The sequence below is a fragment of the Streptomyces sp. NPDC001292 genome, from assembly GCF_042896465.1.
Taxonomy (GTDB): domain Bacteria; phylum Actinomycetota; class Actinomycetes; order Streptomycetales; family Streptomycetaceae; genus Streptomyces.
The window spans coordinates 51,391-68,259 of sequence record NZ_JBIAXG010000036.1 but is presented as its reverse complement, the minus strand read 5'-3'; the positions used below and the strand labels follow the sequence as shown (position 1 = coordinate 68,259).

Genomic DNA, 16,869 nt, shown 5'->3' with positions numbered 1-16,869 from the left:
CAGAAAGCGAATTGTGCCCTACGCCACCCCGCCCGCGCTGGCCAGGTCCGGTCAGCGCGGGTGAAGCCGGGAACGCGGTGTTGACCCGGCCGGAGCGCGTCTCCGTAGGGGCGGGTTGTCCAGCGCGCCGAAGGGGCTCAGCTCAGCAGGTCGGGTTCGCTGCGGCTGATCTCCTGCCACAGGCTTGCATGGGACCTCCGTCGCTGGATCGACGACGTACGGGCCGGAAGCTACCGCCGAACGGGCCGGGACACGAGCGCCGCGAGGTGACGATCCCCGCCGCGCACCGGCTCCGCCGCCCAATCCCGACAGAGGTTGTCGGGTATCGCCGCCACACTCGGCGGCATGACGACGAACTGGGCGGCCTTCGCCGCGACGGAACCCGACCTGGCCACGACCGTCGAGCAGCGGTTCAGGGCGTTCCCGCACCACGTCCTGGTGACCCTGCGCAGGGACGGTTCCCCGCGCACCACGGGACTGGAGGTGCGCTTCCTGAACGGCGAGCTGTGGCTCGGCATGATGCCGGGCTCGCTCAAGGCGCTCGATCTGCGCCGGGATCCGAGGTTCGCGCTTCAGGCGAACCCGGGGCCGGACACCGGGATGGCCGGCGGTGACGCACGGATCGCCGGCCGGGCGCTCGAGGTGGAGGACCCCGAGGTGAAGGGCGCGTACGTGAAAGAGGTGGAACCGCCGCAGCCGTTCCACCTCTTCCGCACCGAGTTGACGGAGGTCGTACGGACCTGCGTCGAGGACGACACTTATCTGGTCGCCCAGGTCTGGAAGCCCGGAGAGCCGGTGCGGACTCTCAGGCGGACGTAGACCGGAGCGGGCTCACTCCCACTCGATGGTCCCCGGCGGCTTCGACGTCACGTCGAGGACCACGCGGTTGACGTCCCGGACCTCGTTGGTGATGCGGGTCGAGATCTTCGACAGCACGTCGTAGGGAAGCCGCGACCAGTCGGCGGTCATGGCGTCCTCGCTGGAGACGGGGCGCAGCACGATCGGGTGGCCGTAGGTGCGGCCGTCGCCCTGGACGCCGACGCTGCGCACGTCCGCGAGCAGGACCACCGGGCACTGCCAGATGTCACGGTCCAGGCCGGCCGCCGTCAGCTCCTCGCGAGCGATGGCGTCGGCCTCGCGCAGCAGGTCCAGGCGCTCCTTGGTGACCTCGCCGACGATCCGGATGCCGAGGCCGGGGCCCGGGAAGGGCTGGCGCTGGACGATCTCGTCCGGCAGGCCGAGCTCCTGGCCGACCATGCGGACCTCGTCCTTGAACAGCTTGCGCAGCGGCTCGATCAGCTTGAACTCGAGGTCCTCGGGCAGGCCGCCGACGTTGTGGTGCGACTTGATGTTCGCGGTGCCGGTGCCGCCGCCGGACTCGACGACGTCCGGGTAGAGCGTGCCCTGGACGAGGAACTCCACCGCCGGGCCCTCGTCCGCGATGATCTCCGCCTGGGCCTGCTCGAAGACGCGGATGAACTCGCGGCCGATGATCTTCCGCTTCTCCTCGGGGTCGTTGACCCCCTTGAGGGCGGTGAGGAAGCGCTCCTCGGCGTCCACGACCTTCAGCTGCACGCCCGTCGCGGCCACGAAGTCCTTCTCGACCTGCTCGGTCTCGCCCTTGCGCATCAGGCCGTGGTCGACGTAGACACAGGTCAGCTGGGAGCCGATGGCCTTCTGCACGAGTGCGGCGGCGACCGCGGAGTCCACGCCCCCGGACAGCCCGCAGATCGCCCGCTTGTCGCCGACCAGCTCACGGATGGCGGCGACCTGCTCGTCGATCACGTTGCCGGTGGTCCAGTTCGGCTTGAGGCCCGCACCGCGGTAGAGGAAGTGCTCCAGGACCTGCTGGCCGTGCGTGGAGTGCATGACCTCCGGGTGGTACTGGACGCCGTAGAGCTTCTTCTCGTCGTTCTCGAACGCGGCGACCGGGACGACGTCCGTGGAGGCCGTGACCGAGAAGCCCTCGGGGGCGGCGGAGCAGGCGTCGCCGTGCGACATCCACACGTCCTGCTCGGCCGGGGTGCCCTCGAAGAGGGTGGAGGAGGGCTTGGAGACGGTCAGTCCGGTGCGGCCGTACTCGCGGGCTCCGGTGTTGTCCACGGTGCCGCCGAGGGCCCGCGCCATCAGCTGGAAGCCGTAGCACATGCCGAAGACGGGGACGCCGGACTCGAAGATCTCGCGGTCGAGGCGCGGGGCGCCCTCTTCGTACACCGAGGAGGGGCCGCCGGAGAGGATGATCGCCGCCGGGTTCTTGGCGAGCATCTCCTGAACCGGCATGGAGCTCGGCACGATCTCGCTGTAGACCCGCGCCTCGCGGACGCGACGGGCGATGAGCTGGGCGTACTGCGCGCCGAAGTCGACAACCAGGACGGTGTCGGGGGCGGCGGCAGCGGGGGTCGCTGATGACACGGGGTGCCTTCCGGCGGTCGGGGGGTCCTTGTGCTTGTCGATTCTACCGAGGTGGTCGCGGGCGCCTCCCCCCGCCGTCCGGCGACTGCCGCCCCGCAGCCCCGCGCCGGGGCCCGTCCTCCGCCCGTCTCATCATGTGAACCGTGTTGGAGGTCGGGCAGAGGCGGGGCATACTGACCTCATGCTCACGCAGACGACCTTCCTCTTTACCTATGGCAACCGGCCCACCGGCTGCCATGGTCGTGCTGCTTGAGCAACTGACAAGCGACTTCCCAGGCGCCCCGGGCCGACAAGGTCCGGGGCGCCTGGCGTTGCGGTCCTTGTCGTCCGGGCACCGCACCCACCAGCGAGGAGCCCCCGCCATGACCGCCACCGCAGCGCAGACCCAGACCCCAGCAGCCACCGCCGCGAGCGGCGCCCGCACCGACGAGGCCGCGAACGTGATCAACGGCGCCCGGGAACGCGTCGACGCCCTCGACGACCGGATCATCGGCCTGATCCAGGAACGGATGGCCGTCTCCGCCGTGATCCAGGAGACCCGCATCGCCTCCGGAGGCCGGCGCGTGAACCTCTCCCGCGAGATGGAGATCCTGGGCCACTACAGGGACGCCCTGGGCAAGCCGGGCACGACCCTGGCGATGACCTTGCTGGAGCTGTGCCGGGGCAGGATCTGAACCCTCACCGCCGTCCCCCCGGCCGCTGCCCCCGCCGTCCCGCCACTCTCACCCGTACGGCGCGTGACCGCCCCGCGGGCCGCCTCGTTGTCCCGGTGTCCGCGCCAGCCAGGGGCGGGCCCGAAAGAACCACGCGTGGATCTCCGGAGCGATGAGGCGTGCGGATCAAGTCGTGCGTCGTGGGACCTCGCTCCAGGGAAGTGACCGGACGGCAGGGGACAGCAGCCCGGTCACCCAGATAAACGGCCGGCTCCGGGGACGCCCGGGGCCGGCCGGCGGAACAGAAGAAGCACAAGGCCGGATCAATGGGTTGCGGACGTCAGGTTCGTCCAGCACGATGCGCACAAGCCCCCGGCTCCGAACTCTCGCGCGGACGACGGCGCCGTGGTGCGCCACCCGACCGCCAGAGGTCGAGACCAGGTGCGCGCTCCCCGTGCGCCGGGGCACACGACGACGCATCATGACGCGCGGAGGGCACACGACAGCGGCAGGCGGCTCAATCTCCCGGCGCCGCTCCCCAGGCACCGGCGCTGCCCTGACGTCGGCGCTGACGAGCGAAGGGCCCCGCGGCCCGAGGCCGCGGGGCCCTTCGCATGCGCGCTCCCGGTCGCGGACCCCTGGGAATGTGACGCAGGGCACACAGGAATCCTGCCGCCCGGGGCGCAACCTTTCACAGTTCCCCCGTGTCACATCAGCAGACGGAGGAGGACCTGTGCCAGGAGGGGGGTGCAGGTCCTCTCCCTTTCCTCTTTCCCGCGCATCTTCCTCAGGACTTCTTCGGCGGCACCGAAGGGATCCCCAGGAACGGCAGCCGCAGAGCACCGAAGGCGTCCGCCGGGACCGCCGGATGCCGTGGCTCCACCGGCCGCAGACGCTCGTAGGCCGCTCCCTGCGGCGGGCGCGGGTCGGCCTCCCCCTTGTTGGGCCAGTACGACATCGCCCGCTCGGCCTGGGCGGTGATGGTCAGGGACGGATTCACCCCCAGGTTCGCCGAGACCGCGGCGCCGTCGACGACCGAGATGCCGGGGTGGCCGTAGAGGCGGTGGTACGGGTCGATGACGCCGGTCTCGTGCGAGGCGCCGATCGGGCAGCCGCCGAGGAAGTGCGCGGTGAGCGGAGTACCCATCAGCTCGCCCACATTGGACCCGGCGAAGCCGTTGATCTCGGCGGCGAGCGCGGTGGCGCCCTCCGTGGCGGCCCTTATCTGCTTGGGGTTGGGCGTGCCGTGCCCCTGGCGGGCCGTGAGCAGCCCCTTGCCCACGCCGCCCGGTTTCAGGTACGTGGTCAGGGAGTTGTCCAGGGACTGCATCACCAGGCCGATGATGGTCCGCTCCGACCAGCGGCGGTTGGACAGGGAGCGCAGGACGAGCAGGGGGTGGCGGGCGGCGTTGGCCAGCCAGGCCGCCACCCTGGACGAGCCCTCGGCGTACGGGACCTGGAGGATCGACAGGCCGCCCATCGAGTTGGAACCCTTGCCGTAGCGGACCGGCTCGATGTGGGTGTCCTCGTCGGGGTGGACGGAGGACGTGATGGCGACTCCGCGGGTGAAGTCCGCCTTCGGCTTTCCGGTCGCCTTCCGGTAGCGCCGGTCGTCGGTCTGGGCGCCCACCAGCGCCTCGGAGTTGGTGCGGGTCAGCTCGCCCAGCCGGGGCGAGAGATGGGGCAACCGGCCGCTCTCCCTCATACGGTGCAGCAGCGTCTGGGTGCCGTAGGTGCCGGCCGCCAGGACCACCCTGCGTGCGGTGAACAGGCGGCCCGCGCCCCTCTTCTTGTTGTCGGTGGGGAGCGTGGCGACCGCGTAGCCGCCGCGTGAGTCGTCCGTGACGGACACGACCGTCGTCATGGGGTGGACCACCGCGCCCGCCTTCTCGGCGAGGTACAGGTAGTTCTCGTTCAGGGTGTTCTTGGCGCCGTGCCGGCAGCCCGTCATGCACTCGCCGCACTCGGTGCAGGCCTTGCGGTCCGGTCCGGCCCCGCCGAAGTAGGGGTCCGCGACCCGCTCGCCCGCCTTCGCCCTCGTTGTGCCGTCGGCGTCCTCACCGTCGCCGAAGAACACCCCGACCGGTGCCATGTGGAAGGTGTCGCCGACGCCCATCCGCTGCGCGGCGGCCTTCAGATGGACGTCGGAGGGGGTCATCGTCGGGTTGAGCCGCACGCCGAGCATGCGCCGCGCCTGGTCGTAGTACGGCTTCAACTCGTCCTGCCAGTCGGTGATGTCCCGCCACTGAGGGTCGTCGAAGAAGGGTTTCGGCGGTATGTAGAGGGTGTTGGCGTAGTTCAGGGAGCCGCCGCCGACGCCCGCGCCCGCCAGCACCATGACGTTGCCGAGCAGGTGGATGCGCTGGATCCCGTACATGCCGAGCTTCGGGGCCCACAGGTAGTTCTTCAGGTCCCAGGAGTTCTTCGGCAGGGTCTCGCGGGTGAAGCGGCGGCCTGCCTCCAGGACGCCGACGCGGTAGCCCTTCTCGGTCAGGCGGAGCGCGGAGACCGATCCGCCGAACCCCGACCCCACGACGATGACGTCGTAGTCGTACACGTCGCCTGCCGGCGGCTGAGCGGAAGTCTCCTGCGGCACGTCTCTCCTCGTCGGGTGTGGGCTGCGGTTCGTCGGTGGCCGGTCGTGCCGGGCGTCGCACGCAGGCGGGAAGGTGAGGACGGGCCCTAGCGGAACCTCAGCGCCTTCATGACCCTGAGGCTGCGGCTCATGAACGCCGCGTACCCCTCGTCGTCCATGCCGAGCGACGGGGCCATGGGCAGCAGCCGCTGGTGGGCCAGGGTCTGGGCCTCGGTGTACTTGAGGATGCCCTCGGAGCCGTGCCGGCGGCCGAGGCCCGAGTCCTTCATGCCGCCCATCGGCGACTGGACGCTTCCGTAGGCGGGGGCGTAGCCCTCGTTGATGTTGACCGTGCCGGTACGCAGCCGCGCGGCGACCTCGCGGCCACGGCGGGCGTCCTTCGTCCAGACGGACGAGTTCAGGCCGTACGGCGTGGAGTTGGCGCGTTCGATCGCCTCGTCGTCGCTCGTGAAGCGGTAGACGGAGACGACCGGGCCGAAGGTCTCCTCCGTGCACACGGCCATCTGGGCCTCGACGCCGTCGAGGATGGTGGGCTCGAAGAAGTAGGGGCCGATGTCCGGGCGGGCGACGCCCCCGGCCACCACCGTGGCGCCCTTGGCGACGGCCTCCTCCACATGCCGGGTGACGGTCGCCAGTTGCCGTTCGCCGACCAGCGAGCCCATGTCGGCGCCGTAGGCCAGGCACGTGCCGAGCCGCATCGCCCGCGTACGGGCCGCGAACCGTTCGAGGAACGCGTCCGCGACCGCCTCGTGGACATACAACCGCTCGATGGAGATGCACAGTTGGCCGGCCGAGGAGAAGCAGGCACGGACCGCTCCGGCCGCCGCCTTCTCGATGTCGGCGTCCCTGAGCACCAACATGGCGTTCTTGCCGCCGAGTTCGAGGGAGACGCCGACCAGTCGGGCGGCGGCGCTCTGGGCGACCTCGCGTCCGGTGCGGGTGGAGCCGGTGAAGGAGACGTAGTCGGCGTGCCGGACGACCTCGGGGCCGACGACCGGGCCGTCGCCGATGACGACCTGGAACACCTCGGCGGGCAGCCCGGCCTCGATGAGCAGATCGCGGGCCCACAGCGCGGTCAGGCAGGTCTCGGTGTCGGGCTTCATCACCACCGCGTTGCCCGCGACGAAGGCGGGCAACGCGTCGCCGACGGACAGCTCCAGGGGGTAGTTCCACGGAGCGATCTGGCCCACCACCCCACGCGGGTGGCGCAGTTCGGTGACGCGCGTGAGAGTGGGGATGGCGCCCGTGTGCCGCTTGGGCTTCAGATAGGCGGCGGCGCGGCGGCCGTAGTGCCGGGCGGCGACGGCGACGGCCTGCACCTCCTCGTGCGCGTGCAGGCGGGCCTTGCCGGTCTCCAGCTGGATCAGGTCCAGCACCTCGGCCTGGCGGGCGAGCACCAGATCGTGGAAGCGGAGCAGGACGGCCGCGCGCTGCCGTACCGGGACCCGCGCCCACACCGCCTGTGCGGCGCGGGCCCGTTCGTAGGCGCGGGCCACGTCCTCGGGGGTGGACTCGGGCAGGTCGGCGAGCTTGTCGCCGGTGAACGGCGTGTGGTTGGCGGTCCGGCCGGATCCGGCGACGCCCTTGGTGAGCCCGGCGACCAGCTCGGGGGTCACCACGTCGGCGGCGGTGCGGGCCCCCGCGGGGGCGGGGGCCTGGGGATTGGTGCCGGTCTTCGCCGGGGCCTGCGCGTCCGTCATGACGCGCAGGGTATGCCGGTCGGGCAGTTTTGTGTACCCGTCAGTAATAGGGATTCACGGGTTTCACCGAGTGCTCACAGCACGCCAGTGATCACTGGCAACGAATGCGCTGATCAGGGCGTTGTCACAGGCGGTCGAGGTCCAGGTTGGCGATTGCCGCGCGCGCCACCTCACGCCCGCGTTCGGTGAAGTCGCCCTTGCCCGGGTAGCCGACGGTGAGCTTGTACAGGTCGCCCTCGGAGGTCGTGTAATAGAACATCCGCAGCTCGCGCGGCATCGGGTGCGTGCTGTCGTCGGTGGTGTAGACGATCGTGTTCTCGGCGGCCTTCCTGCCGTGGTACGTCGACTCCTTCGGGTGGGTCGTCGGGTTCTCGGGCATGCCGAGTTCGTAGCTGCCGGACTGCTTGTAGGTGCCGTTCTCGTCGTACATCTGGGCGGCCGCGGAGTCCTTGATGGAACGTTCCGGTTCCTCGGACTTCTTCAGCAGGCGCAGCCCGACCGTGATGCCGCCGCTCCAGTCGCTGTAGGTCACCCAGTGCTTCTTGTCGTTCTTCCGGTCCGGCACCTGCCTCTGGTAGTCCTTCGGCACGGCGATCGTCGCGGCGACGTCCTTCTCGTGGTGGGTCGCCCAGCCCTCGGGCAGCGGACCTGCGAACGGACGGGCGATCAGGACGTACGCCGTCACCGCGGCCGCGACGACCGCCGCTCCGAGCCCGAGCCACGCCCCGCGCCCGAGCCGGAGGCCGCGCGACCCGCCGGGCTCGCCCTCGGCGTACCGCACCACCCGCGTGGGTGCCGGGGCGGGCGGCGCGGCGGCCGCCTCCAGCAGGGCGCGGACCCGGGCGGCGGGCGGCCGGTGCGCCGGGTCCTTGCGCAGCAGGCCGGTGATGGCCTCGGCGAGCGGGCCCTGCGCGGCGGCCGGCGGGGCGGGCGTTGCGTTGAGGACCGACTGGAGGGTGGCCGGGGTGTTGCTGCGGCGGAACGGGGAGACGCCCTCCGTGGCCGTGTACAGGACCACGCCGAGCGACCACAGGTCGGAGGCCGGGCCGGGGCGCTGCCCCAGCACCCGTTCCGGCGCGATGTACTCGGGTGAGCCGACGAAGCCGCCGGTGTCGGTCAGGTTGGTCTCGCCCTCGATCTGGGCGATACCGAAGTCGGTGAGGACGATCCGGTCGTGCCGGCCGAGCAGGATGTTGTCCGGCTTGACGTCCCGGTGCAGGATGCCCGCGGCGTGCGCGGCCTCGAGCGCGCCGAGCACCTCCCGGCCGATCCGGGCCGCCTCGCGGGCGCCCAGGGTGCCCTCCTCAAGCGCGGCGCCGAGCGAGCGGCCCTGCACCAGCTCCATCACGATCCACGGCTGCCCGTCGACGACGGCCACGTCGTGGACGTTGACGACCGCGGGGTGGTCGAGCCGGGCGGCGGCGCGGGCCTCGCGGCGCATGCGCTCGAAGGCGTTGGCACGTTCCCGTTCGGGAAGGTGGTCGGGGACGCGGGGCTCCTTGACGGCGACCTCGCGGTCGACCGTCTCGTCCTTGGCCCGCCACACGGTCCCCATGCCGCCGTGCCCGAGCTTGGCGAGCAGCCGGTAGCGCCCGCCGATCAGCCGACCGGCGCCGGGGTCCTGCGGCTGCGCGGGAGCCGTGCCCTGCGGCTGCGCGGGAGCCGTGCCCTGCGGCTGCGCGCCCCCGCCGCCCGGTGCGGGCGCGGCGTACGGGTTGTGCGGGTGGGGCACCCGCGCCTGCGGGTCCGGCGGTTGCAGGGCGAAAGTCGTCGGATCGTCGGCCCCGTGCTGGGCTCCCCCGTGGTTGCTCATGGGTCCATCCATATCGCGACCGCCTCCGCCGACTCCACCAGGGGACGTATCCGGTCACCGACCCGTGACCTACCGTGCGTGGAAACCGCCGACCGCGACATCGAAGTGCTCCTTGGCCTCGCACACCCTGCCGACCGGTGCCGACACCCACACGTCGTACATCCGCCCGTCCTGCTCCCAGCACGGGTCGTAGGTGTGCCGCGGGCCCTCCGCCGCGCTGAAGCCGTCCCAGGTGAAATCCCTCAGGGCGGCCGGGTGTCCGCGGTGGGCTGTGGCGGTGACCCGGCCGTCGTGGTGGCCGGGGTTGGTGCCCGGTCCGCGGGGTCGGCGCGGCGCATCACCGCGAGCGGGCCTCCGCTTCCCGGTTCGGTGACCTTGACCGAGGCGGCAGGCCTCCCCGGGCAACATGTAGAAGATCCGCTCGCCCTGCGGCTCGCGGGTGAAGCCGTCCGGTACGGCGACGGAGAAGCCGGCCGGGTCGTGCACCAGGTGGTGGCCCGAGGGAACGGTGGCGCCGCCGTCGGGAGGCGGCGCGGGGCGGGCCGGGTGACGGTGACCGTGGAGACCGGGACGGGGGGCGAGTTGGGCGGTGGCGTGGTCGACCGGGAGGCGGTGCCGGCCCAGATGCCCGCGGACGCGTGCGGGGCCGAACTCCTCGGCGTACCACCGTCGTTGCCGCCGCCCCCGCATCACCCGCGTCCGAGCCTCGTCTCCAGGCGGTAACGGCCCGCGATGACACGGAAGTCGTCCCCCCGATCCCCATACGCCCCATCATGCCGCATCGGACAGCCGCCCACGGGACGTCGACCGGCCAACGATGCGGCCCGGCCGGGCTCAGCCGGCCGTCGGCTGCCAGCTCTGCAGCACGGTCTGGAACTGCTGCCGCGTCCGCGCCCAGTCCTCCTCCGGCGAGGACATGTAGATCGCGTACTCGACACCCCCGCGGGAGAAGTACGTCTCCTCGATGGCGTGACGCGGACCGGGGAACGGCGTGTCCTTGGCCAGGGCCGTCCAGCTGTACTCCCACAGGGCGCCCGGGCGGTCGCGGTAGGTATTGGGCTCCAGACTCACCCGCCGGTAGTCGACCAGGCGCTGGAGTTGCTCTTCCAGGTCGAGTTGGTGCTCGTGGGCGGTGGAGAAGTCCGGCGTGTCGTCCACGGCGACCCGTATGAAGTGCTTGCCGCCATCGGGGGTGTAGTCGACCTGGTGGGTCGCCTCGTCGAACTCCTGCCGCTGCCAGCTCTTGTCAGGCACGGCGATGCTGAAGCCGTAGGGGTCGTGCACGCGCACCCAGCCGGCCGGGAGGCCGCCCGCGGCGTCGGCGGACCGGGAGGGCGTGGGGTCCGGCGGGGGCGACTGGGAGGTGCCGGAATCCTGCCGCCGGCCCTGGTCCCACTTCTGCAGCATCACGGCGGTGCCGCCGCCGACGAGCGCCGCGAGGGCCACGACCAGAATCAGGGTGCGCAGGCGGCGCCTGGGCACCGGGGCCGGGGCCGGTGCAGGGAGGTGCTGCCCCGTGGGTCCGGCGACCGCCGGCGGCACCGGGTACGGGTTCGTGGCCGGCGGCCAGGACCCCGCGGCGGGCTGCGCGGCGGGCTCCGGGTGGAGACCGGCCGCCTGCGTGGGCACGTACACCTGCGCGCTGCTCGGTCTGCGGCCCTCGGCCGCCTCGGCGAGCATCTGCTCGGTCTGCTCCGCCTGCGGCCGTTCGGCCGGGTCCTTGCGCAGCAGGGCGGTGATGACCGGGGCGAGCGGGCCGGCGTGCCGCGGCTCGCGGGGCTCCTCGTCGACGACCGCCTGCATGGTGCTCAGTGGCGAGGTGCGGCGGAACGGCGACAGGCCCTCCACCGCCGTGTAGAGCGTGGCGCCCAGCGCCCACAGGTCCGAGGACGGGCCCGGGTCGTGGCCGCGGACGCGCTCGGGGGCGAGGTAGTCGACCGAGCCGACGACCTCTCCGGTCCGGGTGATGGTGGTGTCGCCCTCTATCTGGGCTATGCCGAAGTCGGTCAGCAGGACGCAGCCGTCCTCGCCGAGCAGCACGTTGCCGGGCTTGACGTCGCGGTGCAGCACCCCGGCGGCGTGCGCGGCGCGCAGGGCGCGCAGCACCCACAGGCCGATCCGGGCGGCCTCCGCCGGGTCCATGCGGTCCCGCTCCTTGAGCGCGTCCGCCAGCGAGCGGCCCTCGACCAGCTCCATCACGATCCACGGGCGGCCGTCGTGCTCCAGTACGTCGTGCACGGTCACGACGGCGGAGTGGTTGATCCGCGCCGCCGCGCGTGCCTCCGCCCGGGTGCGCGCCAGCAGGACCTCCTGGTCGCCCTCGGCGACGTAGAGCGCGGCGGTCAACTCCTTGATGGCGACGGCCCGGTGCAGCACCTCGTCGTGCGCGCGCCACACCCGGCCCATGCCGCCGCTGCCGATGGCGTCGGCGAGCCTGTAGCGGCCCGCGAGGAGCAGGCCCTGCATCTGATTCACGTTTCCCCGCAGTGGTCTTGACAGGCTCAGGGTAGGGACCGGCCCCCCGGCTGTGAACCGGCGGGGTTCCAAGAAGGCCTCACTGTGACGGTTGTCGCTCCCCGGGGAGTCTGCGGTTCCTGCGGTTCAGGCGGTTCCTGCGGTTCCGGCGGTTCAGCCGGTGTACCGGTACGTCGCCGAAGCCTGCTCGTACAACGTGGTCACCCGGTCCCGCTGGGCCTCGGGGCCCCTTACCTGCACCACGTGGTACTCGCCGTCGATCAGCGTGGCCAGGTTGCGCACGAACAGCTGCCGCCCGCTGGCGTCCGTCCAAGTGAACTGCCCCTCGGCCATGACCCGTCCGCCGACCTGGGTGGTCCGCAGCCCCGAGGAGGTGGCCCAGCTGGAGTCGCGGTAGGCCTGCAACTCGCGCTCCTTCTCCCGCTGGTACGCCATCGGGTCGCTGCCGAACTCGGCCGCGGTGTCCCGTCCAGGCACCACAATCAGCTCGAACGCGCTCTGGGAGTAGATCACTTGGCCCTGGCTGTTCCCGGGCGTACGGTCCCAGCCCTTGGCGACGGCGACCTGGAAACCGGCGGGGTCCTTGCGCACCGTGAAGCCGTCGGCGACGTCCGGCGCGGTCGTCTGCGCCTCGGCCTCGGCCGAACCGGCCGTCTTCGAGGGGCTGTTGTCCGTCGCGTTCGAGGTCTGGCCGGGCTGCGGGGCGCCGCTCCCCCCGTCGCCGCCCGAGCGTGTCGGAGCGGGGCTCGCCTCGCCGGCGGTTCCGGTGCGGTCACCGCCCGCCGCGCCGTCGCGGTCGGCCTTCGGCATGAACAGCATCGCGTAGGCGATGGCGCCGGCCAGCAGGAGCAGGACCAGCAGGAGCAACGTGCGCCCCAGACGCCGCGGCGAACCCGTCTGCCGCTTGTGCCGTCCGTGCGGGGCGGGCAGCCCGGCGCGCCGCCTGCGCACCAGCTCGCCGCGGCGCCGCACGACGGGCAGCCGGCTGGGATCGGCGGGCGGGGCGGCGATGACGTGCGCGCCGGCCTCCGGCTCGGGCGCGGAGCGCACCAGCGAGCGCAGCCAGCCGCGCAGCTCCTCGAAGTCGAGGCGGTCGGTGGGGTCCTGACGCAGCAGCGACTCCACGACCGGCCGCAGCGGTCCGCACTCCTCCGCGTACGCGGGCGGCTCGGCGCACACCATCTGCACCAGCTCGGCGGTCGACTCCTCCGGGTACGGCGCGTGTCCCTGCACGGCCCTGAAGAGCAGTGCGCCCAGCGCCCACAGGTCGGTCGCCGGACCGATGGGTGCGGCCAGCTGCCAGTTCTCGTGCACGGGCCCGGCCTGCTCCGGCGCCCATCGCTCGGTCACCGGCCCCACCACGGCCATCCGCGCCTGCCGCGCCCGCTCGGCGGCCAGCGCGGTGGCGGGCCCCCGCCGCGCGGGGCCGCCGGCGACGAGATCACCCCAACGGGCCGGCACGCCCCGGGCATCCTCCACCGCCCCCGCGCCAAGCTCACCCCGCCCTTGCGCGGGCACCACGTACCCGGCTCCCGGGGTGCCGCGGCTTCCACCCGGGGTGCCGTGACCGGCGGCCGGGCTGCCGGGGCCCGCGCCGGCGGTGCCGGGAGCGAGTGTCGAGCCGGGGGTGGTTCCGGGGCCGAGGGTGGGCGTGGCTCCGGGCCCTGTGGTGCGAGCCGTGTACGGGCCGGGGTTGTCGCGGGTGGGGTGGTCGGTGGGCGCGGGTGGGAGGGGTGTGCTCGCTCCGGGCTGGGAGGTGATGCCGTTGCCGGTGGGGGCCTGGACGCCGTAGGGGTCGGCGATCCGGCCCGGAGGGGTGGCGGTTCCGGCGGCTCGGGGCTCGCCCTCGACGGGCGTGCGGGCGCCGGGCAGTTCGGCGCGGGCGCCCTGCTGTGCCTCCTGCGCGCGGGCGGCCGCCCGCGCGCCGGCGCGGTACGCGGCGATCGCCCCGGCCCGCGCCGCCCTGATGTCCCCGCCGGTCTGAGTCGTCGGCCGCGCGGGCGTGCTCGGGCCGCCGGGCCCCGCGTCCGGGCCCGGCAGCGGCCCGGCCGCCCGCGCCTCGATCGCGGCCCGCCGCGCGGCCTCGGGATCCGCCGGCGGGGTGCCCCTGCCACCCTCGAAGCCACCCGCGCCGCCCCCGAAGCCACCGAAGCCGCCCGTGGCCTCCGTGAATCCGCCGAAGTCCGTCGCACCGGCCGTGCCGCCGAGGCGGCCCGTGGAACCACCCGGCGTGCCGGACGCGCCGTCCGGATCGTCCTCGCCCCCGGTGCCCTCGAGCGGGACCGGGTCGTACCCGCACAGGGCCTCCTCCGCCGCGCCGACCGCGAGGCCGGTCAGCATCACGCGGCCGTCGTCGCAGACGAGGACCGTGCGGGCGGTGATGTTGCGGTGCACCCAGCCGTGGGCGTGCAGCACGCGCAGCGCCGTGAGGATGTCGGAGGCGACCTCGGCCGCCCGGTACGGCGTCAGCGGCTTCTCGGCGAGCAGTGCGGCCAGCGGCCGCGCGGCGACCAGTTCGCTGACGACCCACAGCGAGCCGCCCTCCGCGAACACGTCGAAGACCTGGTCGAGCCGAGGGTGGTCGGGGATCCGCGCCGAGGCCTGCGCGGCCTCCACCGCCCGCCGCACCGCCGGATCGGCGGGCCGCCGCGACGCCGTACGCGCGCCACGGGCCTCGCCCGCCGTACGCCCGGTACGGGCCGTCCCCCGCCAGGAGGCTCCGTCGCGCGCGGTGAAACCGTCGGGCAGCCCGTCCGCGTCGAGCACCTCCGCCTCGACCACTTCGGGCAACGGCACCTGCCGGAGCAGGACTTCCTGCCCGCTGTAGGTGTCGAAGGCCCTGGTCTCGGTCAGTTCGTACTCGTCGGACGGAGGCAGCGGCAGGCGGTAGCGGTCGGCGAGAACCCGGCCCGAATAGTCGTCCACGTTGCCTCCCCCGGCCGCACGGTCGGTCAATTCCGTTCGCCACGCGTCCCGTTCCCGATGCTTACGGTCCGCAACCACTCACGATACGTGCCGGAGGCAACCCGCAATGACGGGATGCCGGATCTCGCACGCCCGACCCGGCAACCCCGGAGACGGACGGCGGGACCGGTCCGCTCACTACTTCTTCGGCTGGAAGGTCCCCGTCAGCGTCTTCCAGCTGCTCTTGCGCAGGTCGCTGTCCCACGTCGCGGCCTTCGCGCTGTACATCAGCGCGTGCCCGAGGTGGTCGTTCACCACGAACCCGCGGTCTATGGTGCGGTACTTGGTCCCGCCGTCGACGTAGGTGAACTCCCAGTCGGCGGTGTTCCAGTCGCGGTAGTCCACCTTCTCTATGCGCACTCGCTTGTACTGGGAGCGCACCATGTACTTCTCCTGGTTGGCCCAGTCGGTCACCGGGTCGCCCTTGGGCGTGGACGTCCAGGCGACGAGCAGCCGCTGCCCGTCCGGGCCGGTGAAGCGGACCCCCGCGGAGTCGGTGCTCGCGTACTTCCAGCCCTCGGGCAGCCCGATGGAGAAGCCCTGAGCGCCCTTGTACGTCGACGCCACGGCGGCGCCGTCGTCGTCCCCGGACCTGTCCCCGCCGGAGCGGGCCTCGGAACCAGAACCGGAACCGGAGTCCTCACCCGACGTCCCGGCGTCGGCGTCCCGGGCCGGCGTGCCGCCGGAGCCGTCGGCCTCCGTCGCGGAGCCGGCCCGGTCCTGGCCCGTGGAGGCCTCGCCGCTCGCGCCCTTCCTGGTGGAGCCGCCCGCGGACGAACCGGCGGTGGCGGCCGTGCGGCCGGACGCGTTCTTGTCGTCACCGCCGAGCGTGAAGGCCAGCACGGTGCCGATCACGGCGAGCACCACGACCACCGCGGCGATCACCAGCGTCCGCCGCGGCACCACGTCGGTGAGCGACGCCCTGGGCGCCGGCCGCGGCGGCAGGTCCAGGTCCGGCGGGGTCATCACGGGCCACCCCGAACTGGGCCGCCCCGCCTGCGCGCCACCGGCACCGCTTCCCGAGGCGGACGCGGTCCGCGTCCGGGCCTCCGCCGACTCCGCGGCGGCCCCGGTCTCGGAGCCGGAGCCCGCCGAACCCGTGCCGCCGGACGCCGAAGCGGCCTGGGCCCCGGCTGCCGCCGAGGGGTTCGCCCCCGCCACGGCGGCCTTGCGCACCGAGCGCAGCGCCCCGCGCAGCCGCTCGCCCGCCTCCTCTCCCCGCCTGCCCCCGGAACCCGAACCGGAGCCGGAACCGGAACCCGCCGAACCACCTTTGCGGGAACGCCTGTCCGGCTGCGCGGGCAGCGGGACGACCTTGGTGGCGTCCGCGGGCGGCTCCGGCTCGGCGTCCTTCGGCTCGGGCGCGTTGATGACGGCGTTGAGCATGGTCCGGGCACCCGCGTCGTCGAGCCGCTCGACCGGGTCCTTGTTGAGCAGGCCGTGGATGACGTCCTTGAGCGGGCCGGCGTTCCTGGGCTCCTCCAGCGGTTCGGTCATCACCGCGGTCAGGGTGGCGATCGCCGAGCCCTTGTCGTACGGCGGCGTGCCCTCCACCGCCGCGTACAGCAGGCCGCCGAGCGACCACAGGTCGGCCGCAGGGCCCGGCTTGTGCCCGCGGGCCCGCTCCGGGGAGATGTAGGAGGGTGCGCCGACGAGCATGCCGGTGGAGGTGATGGACGGGTCGCCCTCGACCTGCGCGATGCCGAAGTCGGTGAGGACGACCCGGCCGTCGTCGGCGATGAGCACGTTGGACGGCTTCACGTCGCGGTGCAGGATGCCCTGGCTGTGCGCGGAGCGCAGCACGTCGAGGACCGCGAGGCCGACCTCGGCCGCCCGACGCGGCTCCAGCAGCCCGTCCTCGCGGATGACTTCGGCGAGGGACTTGCCCTCGACGAGCTCCATGACGATCCACGGGCGGTCGTCCTCGTCGACCACGTCGAAGACGGTCACCGCGCTCGTGTCGCGAATGCGCGCGATCGCCTTGGCCTCGCGCAGCGTGCGCGTGATCAGCCGCCGCTTCTCGTCCTCGTCGATGTTCGACGGGAACCGCAGCTCCTTGACGGCGACGGTCCGGCCCAGGGTCTCGTCCTCGGCCCGCCACACCGTGCCCATGCCGCCGCGGCCGAGCACGTCCCCCAGCCGGTAGCGTCCGGCGAGGAGACGCTCGCTCCTGTCCTGCAGAGAGTCCTGACGAGTGTCCTGGCGGGATGTTCCCGCCCGCTCCGCGTCCGACATGCGTCCCCTCATGCAACCCGC

General features: G+C 73.0%; 10 protein-coding genes. 2 read left to right on the top strand and 8 right to left on the bottom strand.

Annotated features, from left to right (window positions below):
* Positions 1-345: 345 nt before the first annotated feature.
* Positions 346-819 (top strand): pyridoxamine 5'-phosphate oxidase family protein, encoded by a 474-nt coding sequence (locus tag ACFY4A_RS30870; RefSeq protein WP_390832615.1) that lies wholly within the window; start codon positions 346-348, stop codon positions 817-819.
* Positions 820-831: 12 nt separating this feature from the next.
* Here the strand turns inward: ACFY4A_RS30870 and guaA are convergent, their stop codons facing one another.
* Positions 832-2,412: a glutamine-hydrolyzing GMP synthase gene (gene guaA, locus ACFY4A_RS30865; protein ID WP_390832614.1), complete on the bottom strand. Its 1,581-nt coding sequence runs from the start codon at positions 2,410-2,412 to the stop codon at positions 832-834.
* A gap of 362 nt (positions 2,413-2,774) precedes the next feature.
* On the opposite strand from guaA, the gene ACFY4A_RS30860 reads away from it, so the two are divergent.
* Positions 2,775-3,086 (top strand): chorismate mutase, encoded by a 312-nt coding sequence (locus ACFY4A_RS30860; protein ID WP_390832613.1) that lies wholly within the window; start codon positions 2,775-2,777, stop codon positions 3,084-3,086.
* Positions 3,087-3,852: 766 nt separating this feature from the next.
* On the opposite strand, the gene ACFY4A_RS30855 is transcribed toward ACFY4A_RS30860, so the two are convergent.
* From ACFY4A_RS30855 to ACFY4A_RS30825, 7 genes are all read right to left on the bottom strand, one after another.
* Positions 3,853-5,661: a GMC oxidoreductase gene (locus ACFY4A_RS30855; protein ID WP_390832612.1), complete on the bottom strand. Its 1,809-nt coding sequence runs from the start codon at positions 5,659-5,661 to the stop codon at positions 3,853-3,855.
* Between the two features lie 86 nt (positions 5,662-5,747).
* Positions 5,748-7,361 (bottom strand): succinic semialdehyde dehydrogenase, encoded by a 1,614-nt coding sequence (locus ACFY4A_RS30850; RefSeq protein WP_390832611.1) that lies wholly within the window; start codon positions 7,359-7,361, stop codon positions 5,748-5,750.
* A 124-nt stretch (positions 7,362-7,485) separates the two neighbouring features.
* Positions 7,486-9,174, bottom strand: coding sequence for a serine/threonine-protein kinase (locus ACFY4A_RS30845; protein WP_390832610.1), 1,689 nt, complete (start codon positions 9,172-9,174; stop codon positions 7,486-7,488).
* 69 nt (positions 9,175-9,243) lie between these two features.
* Entirely contained in the window at positions 9,244-9,864 is a 621-nt protein-coding gene (locus ACFY4A_RS30840; RefSeq protein ID WP_390832609.1) for a hypothetical protein, read from the bottom strand.
* A 144-nt stretch (positions 9,865-10,008) separates the two neighbouring features.
* Positions 10,009-11,640, bottom strand: coding sequence for a protein kinase (locus ACFY4A_RS30835; RefSeq protein ID WP_390832640.1), 1,632 nt, complete (start codon positions 11,638-11,640; stop codon positions 10,009-10,011).
* A 162-nt stretch (positions 11,641-11,802) separates the two neighbouring features.
* Positions 11,803-14,574: a protein kinase gene (locus ACFY4A_RS30830; protein ID WP_390832608.1), complete on the bottom strand. Its 2,772-nt coding sequence runs from the start codon at positions 14,572-14,574 to the stop codon at positions 11,803-11,805.
* A gap of 177 nt (positions 14,575-14,751) precedes the next feature.
* The gene (locus ACFY4A_RS30825) at positions 14,752-16,848 is read right to left on the bottom strand and encodes a serine/threonine-protein kinase (RefSeq protein ID WP_390832607.1); all 2,097 of its coding nucleotides are present in this window, start codon (positions 16,846-16,848) and stop codon (positions 14,752-14,754) included.
* Positions 16,849-16,869 lie beyond the last annotated feature (21 nt).

Excerpts from the sequence above, each read along its gene's own strand:
- ACFY4A_RS30870 (WP_390832615.1), top strand. The coding sequence starts at position 346 with ATGACGACGAACTGGGCGGCCTTCGCCGCGACGGAACCCGACCTGGCC.
- ACFY4A_RS30860 (WP_390832613.1), top strand. The coding sequence starts at position 2,775 with ATGACCGCCACCGCAGCGCAGACCCAGACCCCAGCAGCCACCGCCGCG.
- ACFY4A_RS30850 (WP_390832611.1), bottom strand. The coding sequence starts at position 7,361 with ATGACGGACGCGCAGGCCCCGGCGAAGACCGGCACCAATCCCCAGGCC.
- ACFY4A_RS30845 (WP_390832610.1), bottom strand. The coding sequence starts at position 9,174 with ATGAGCAACCACGGGGGAGCCCAGCACGGGGCCGACGATCCGACGACT.
- ACFY4A_RS30840 (WP_390832609.1), bottom strand. The coding sequence starts at position 9,864 with ATGCGGGGGCGGCGGCAACGACGGTGGTACGCCGAGGAGTTCGGCCCC.
- ACFY4A_RS30835 (WP_390832640.1), bottom strand. The coding sequence starts at position 11,640 with ATGCAGGGCCTGCTCCTCGCGGGCCGCTACAGGCTCGCCGACGCCATC.
- ACFY4A_RS30825 (WP_390832607.1), bottom strand. The coding sequence starts at position 16,848 with ATGTCGGACGCGGAGCGGGCGGGAACATCCCGCCAGGACACTCGTCAG.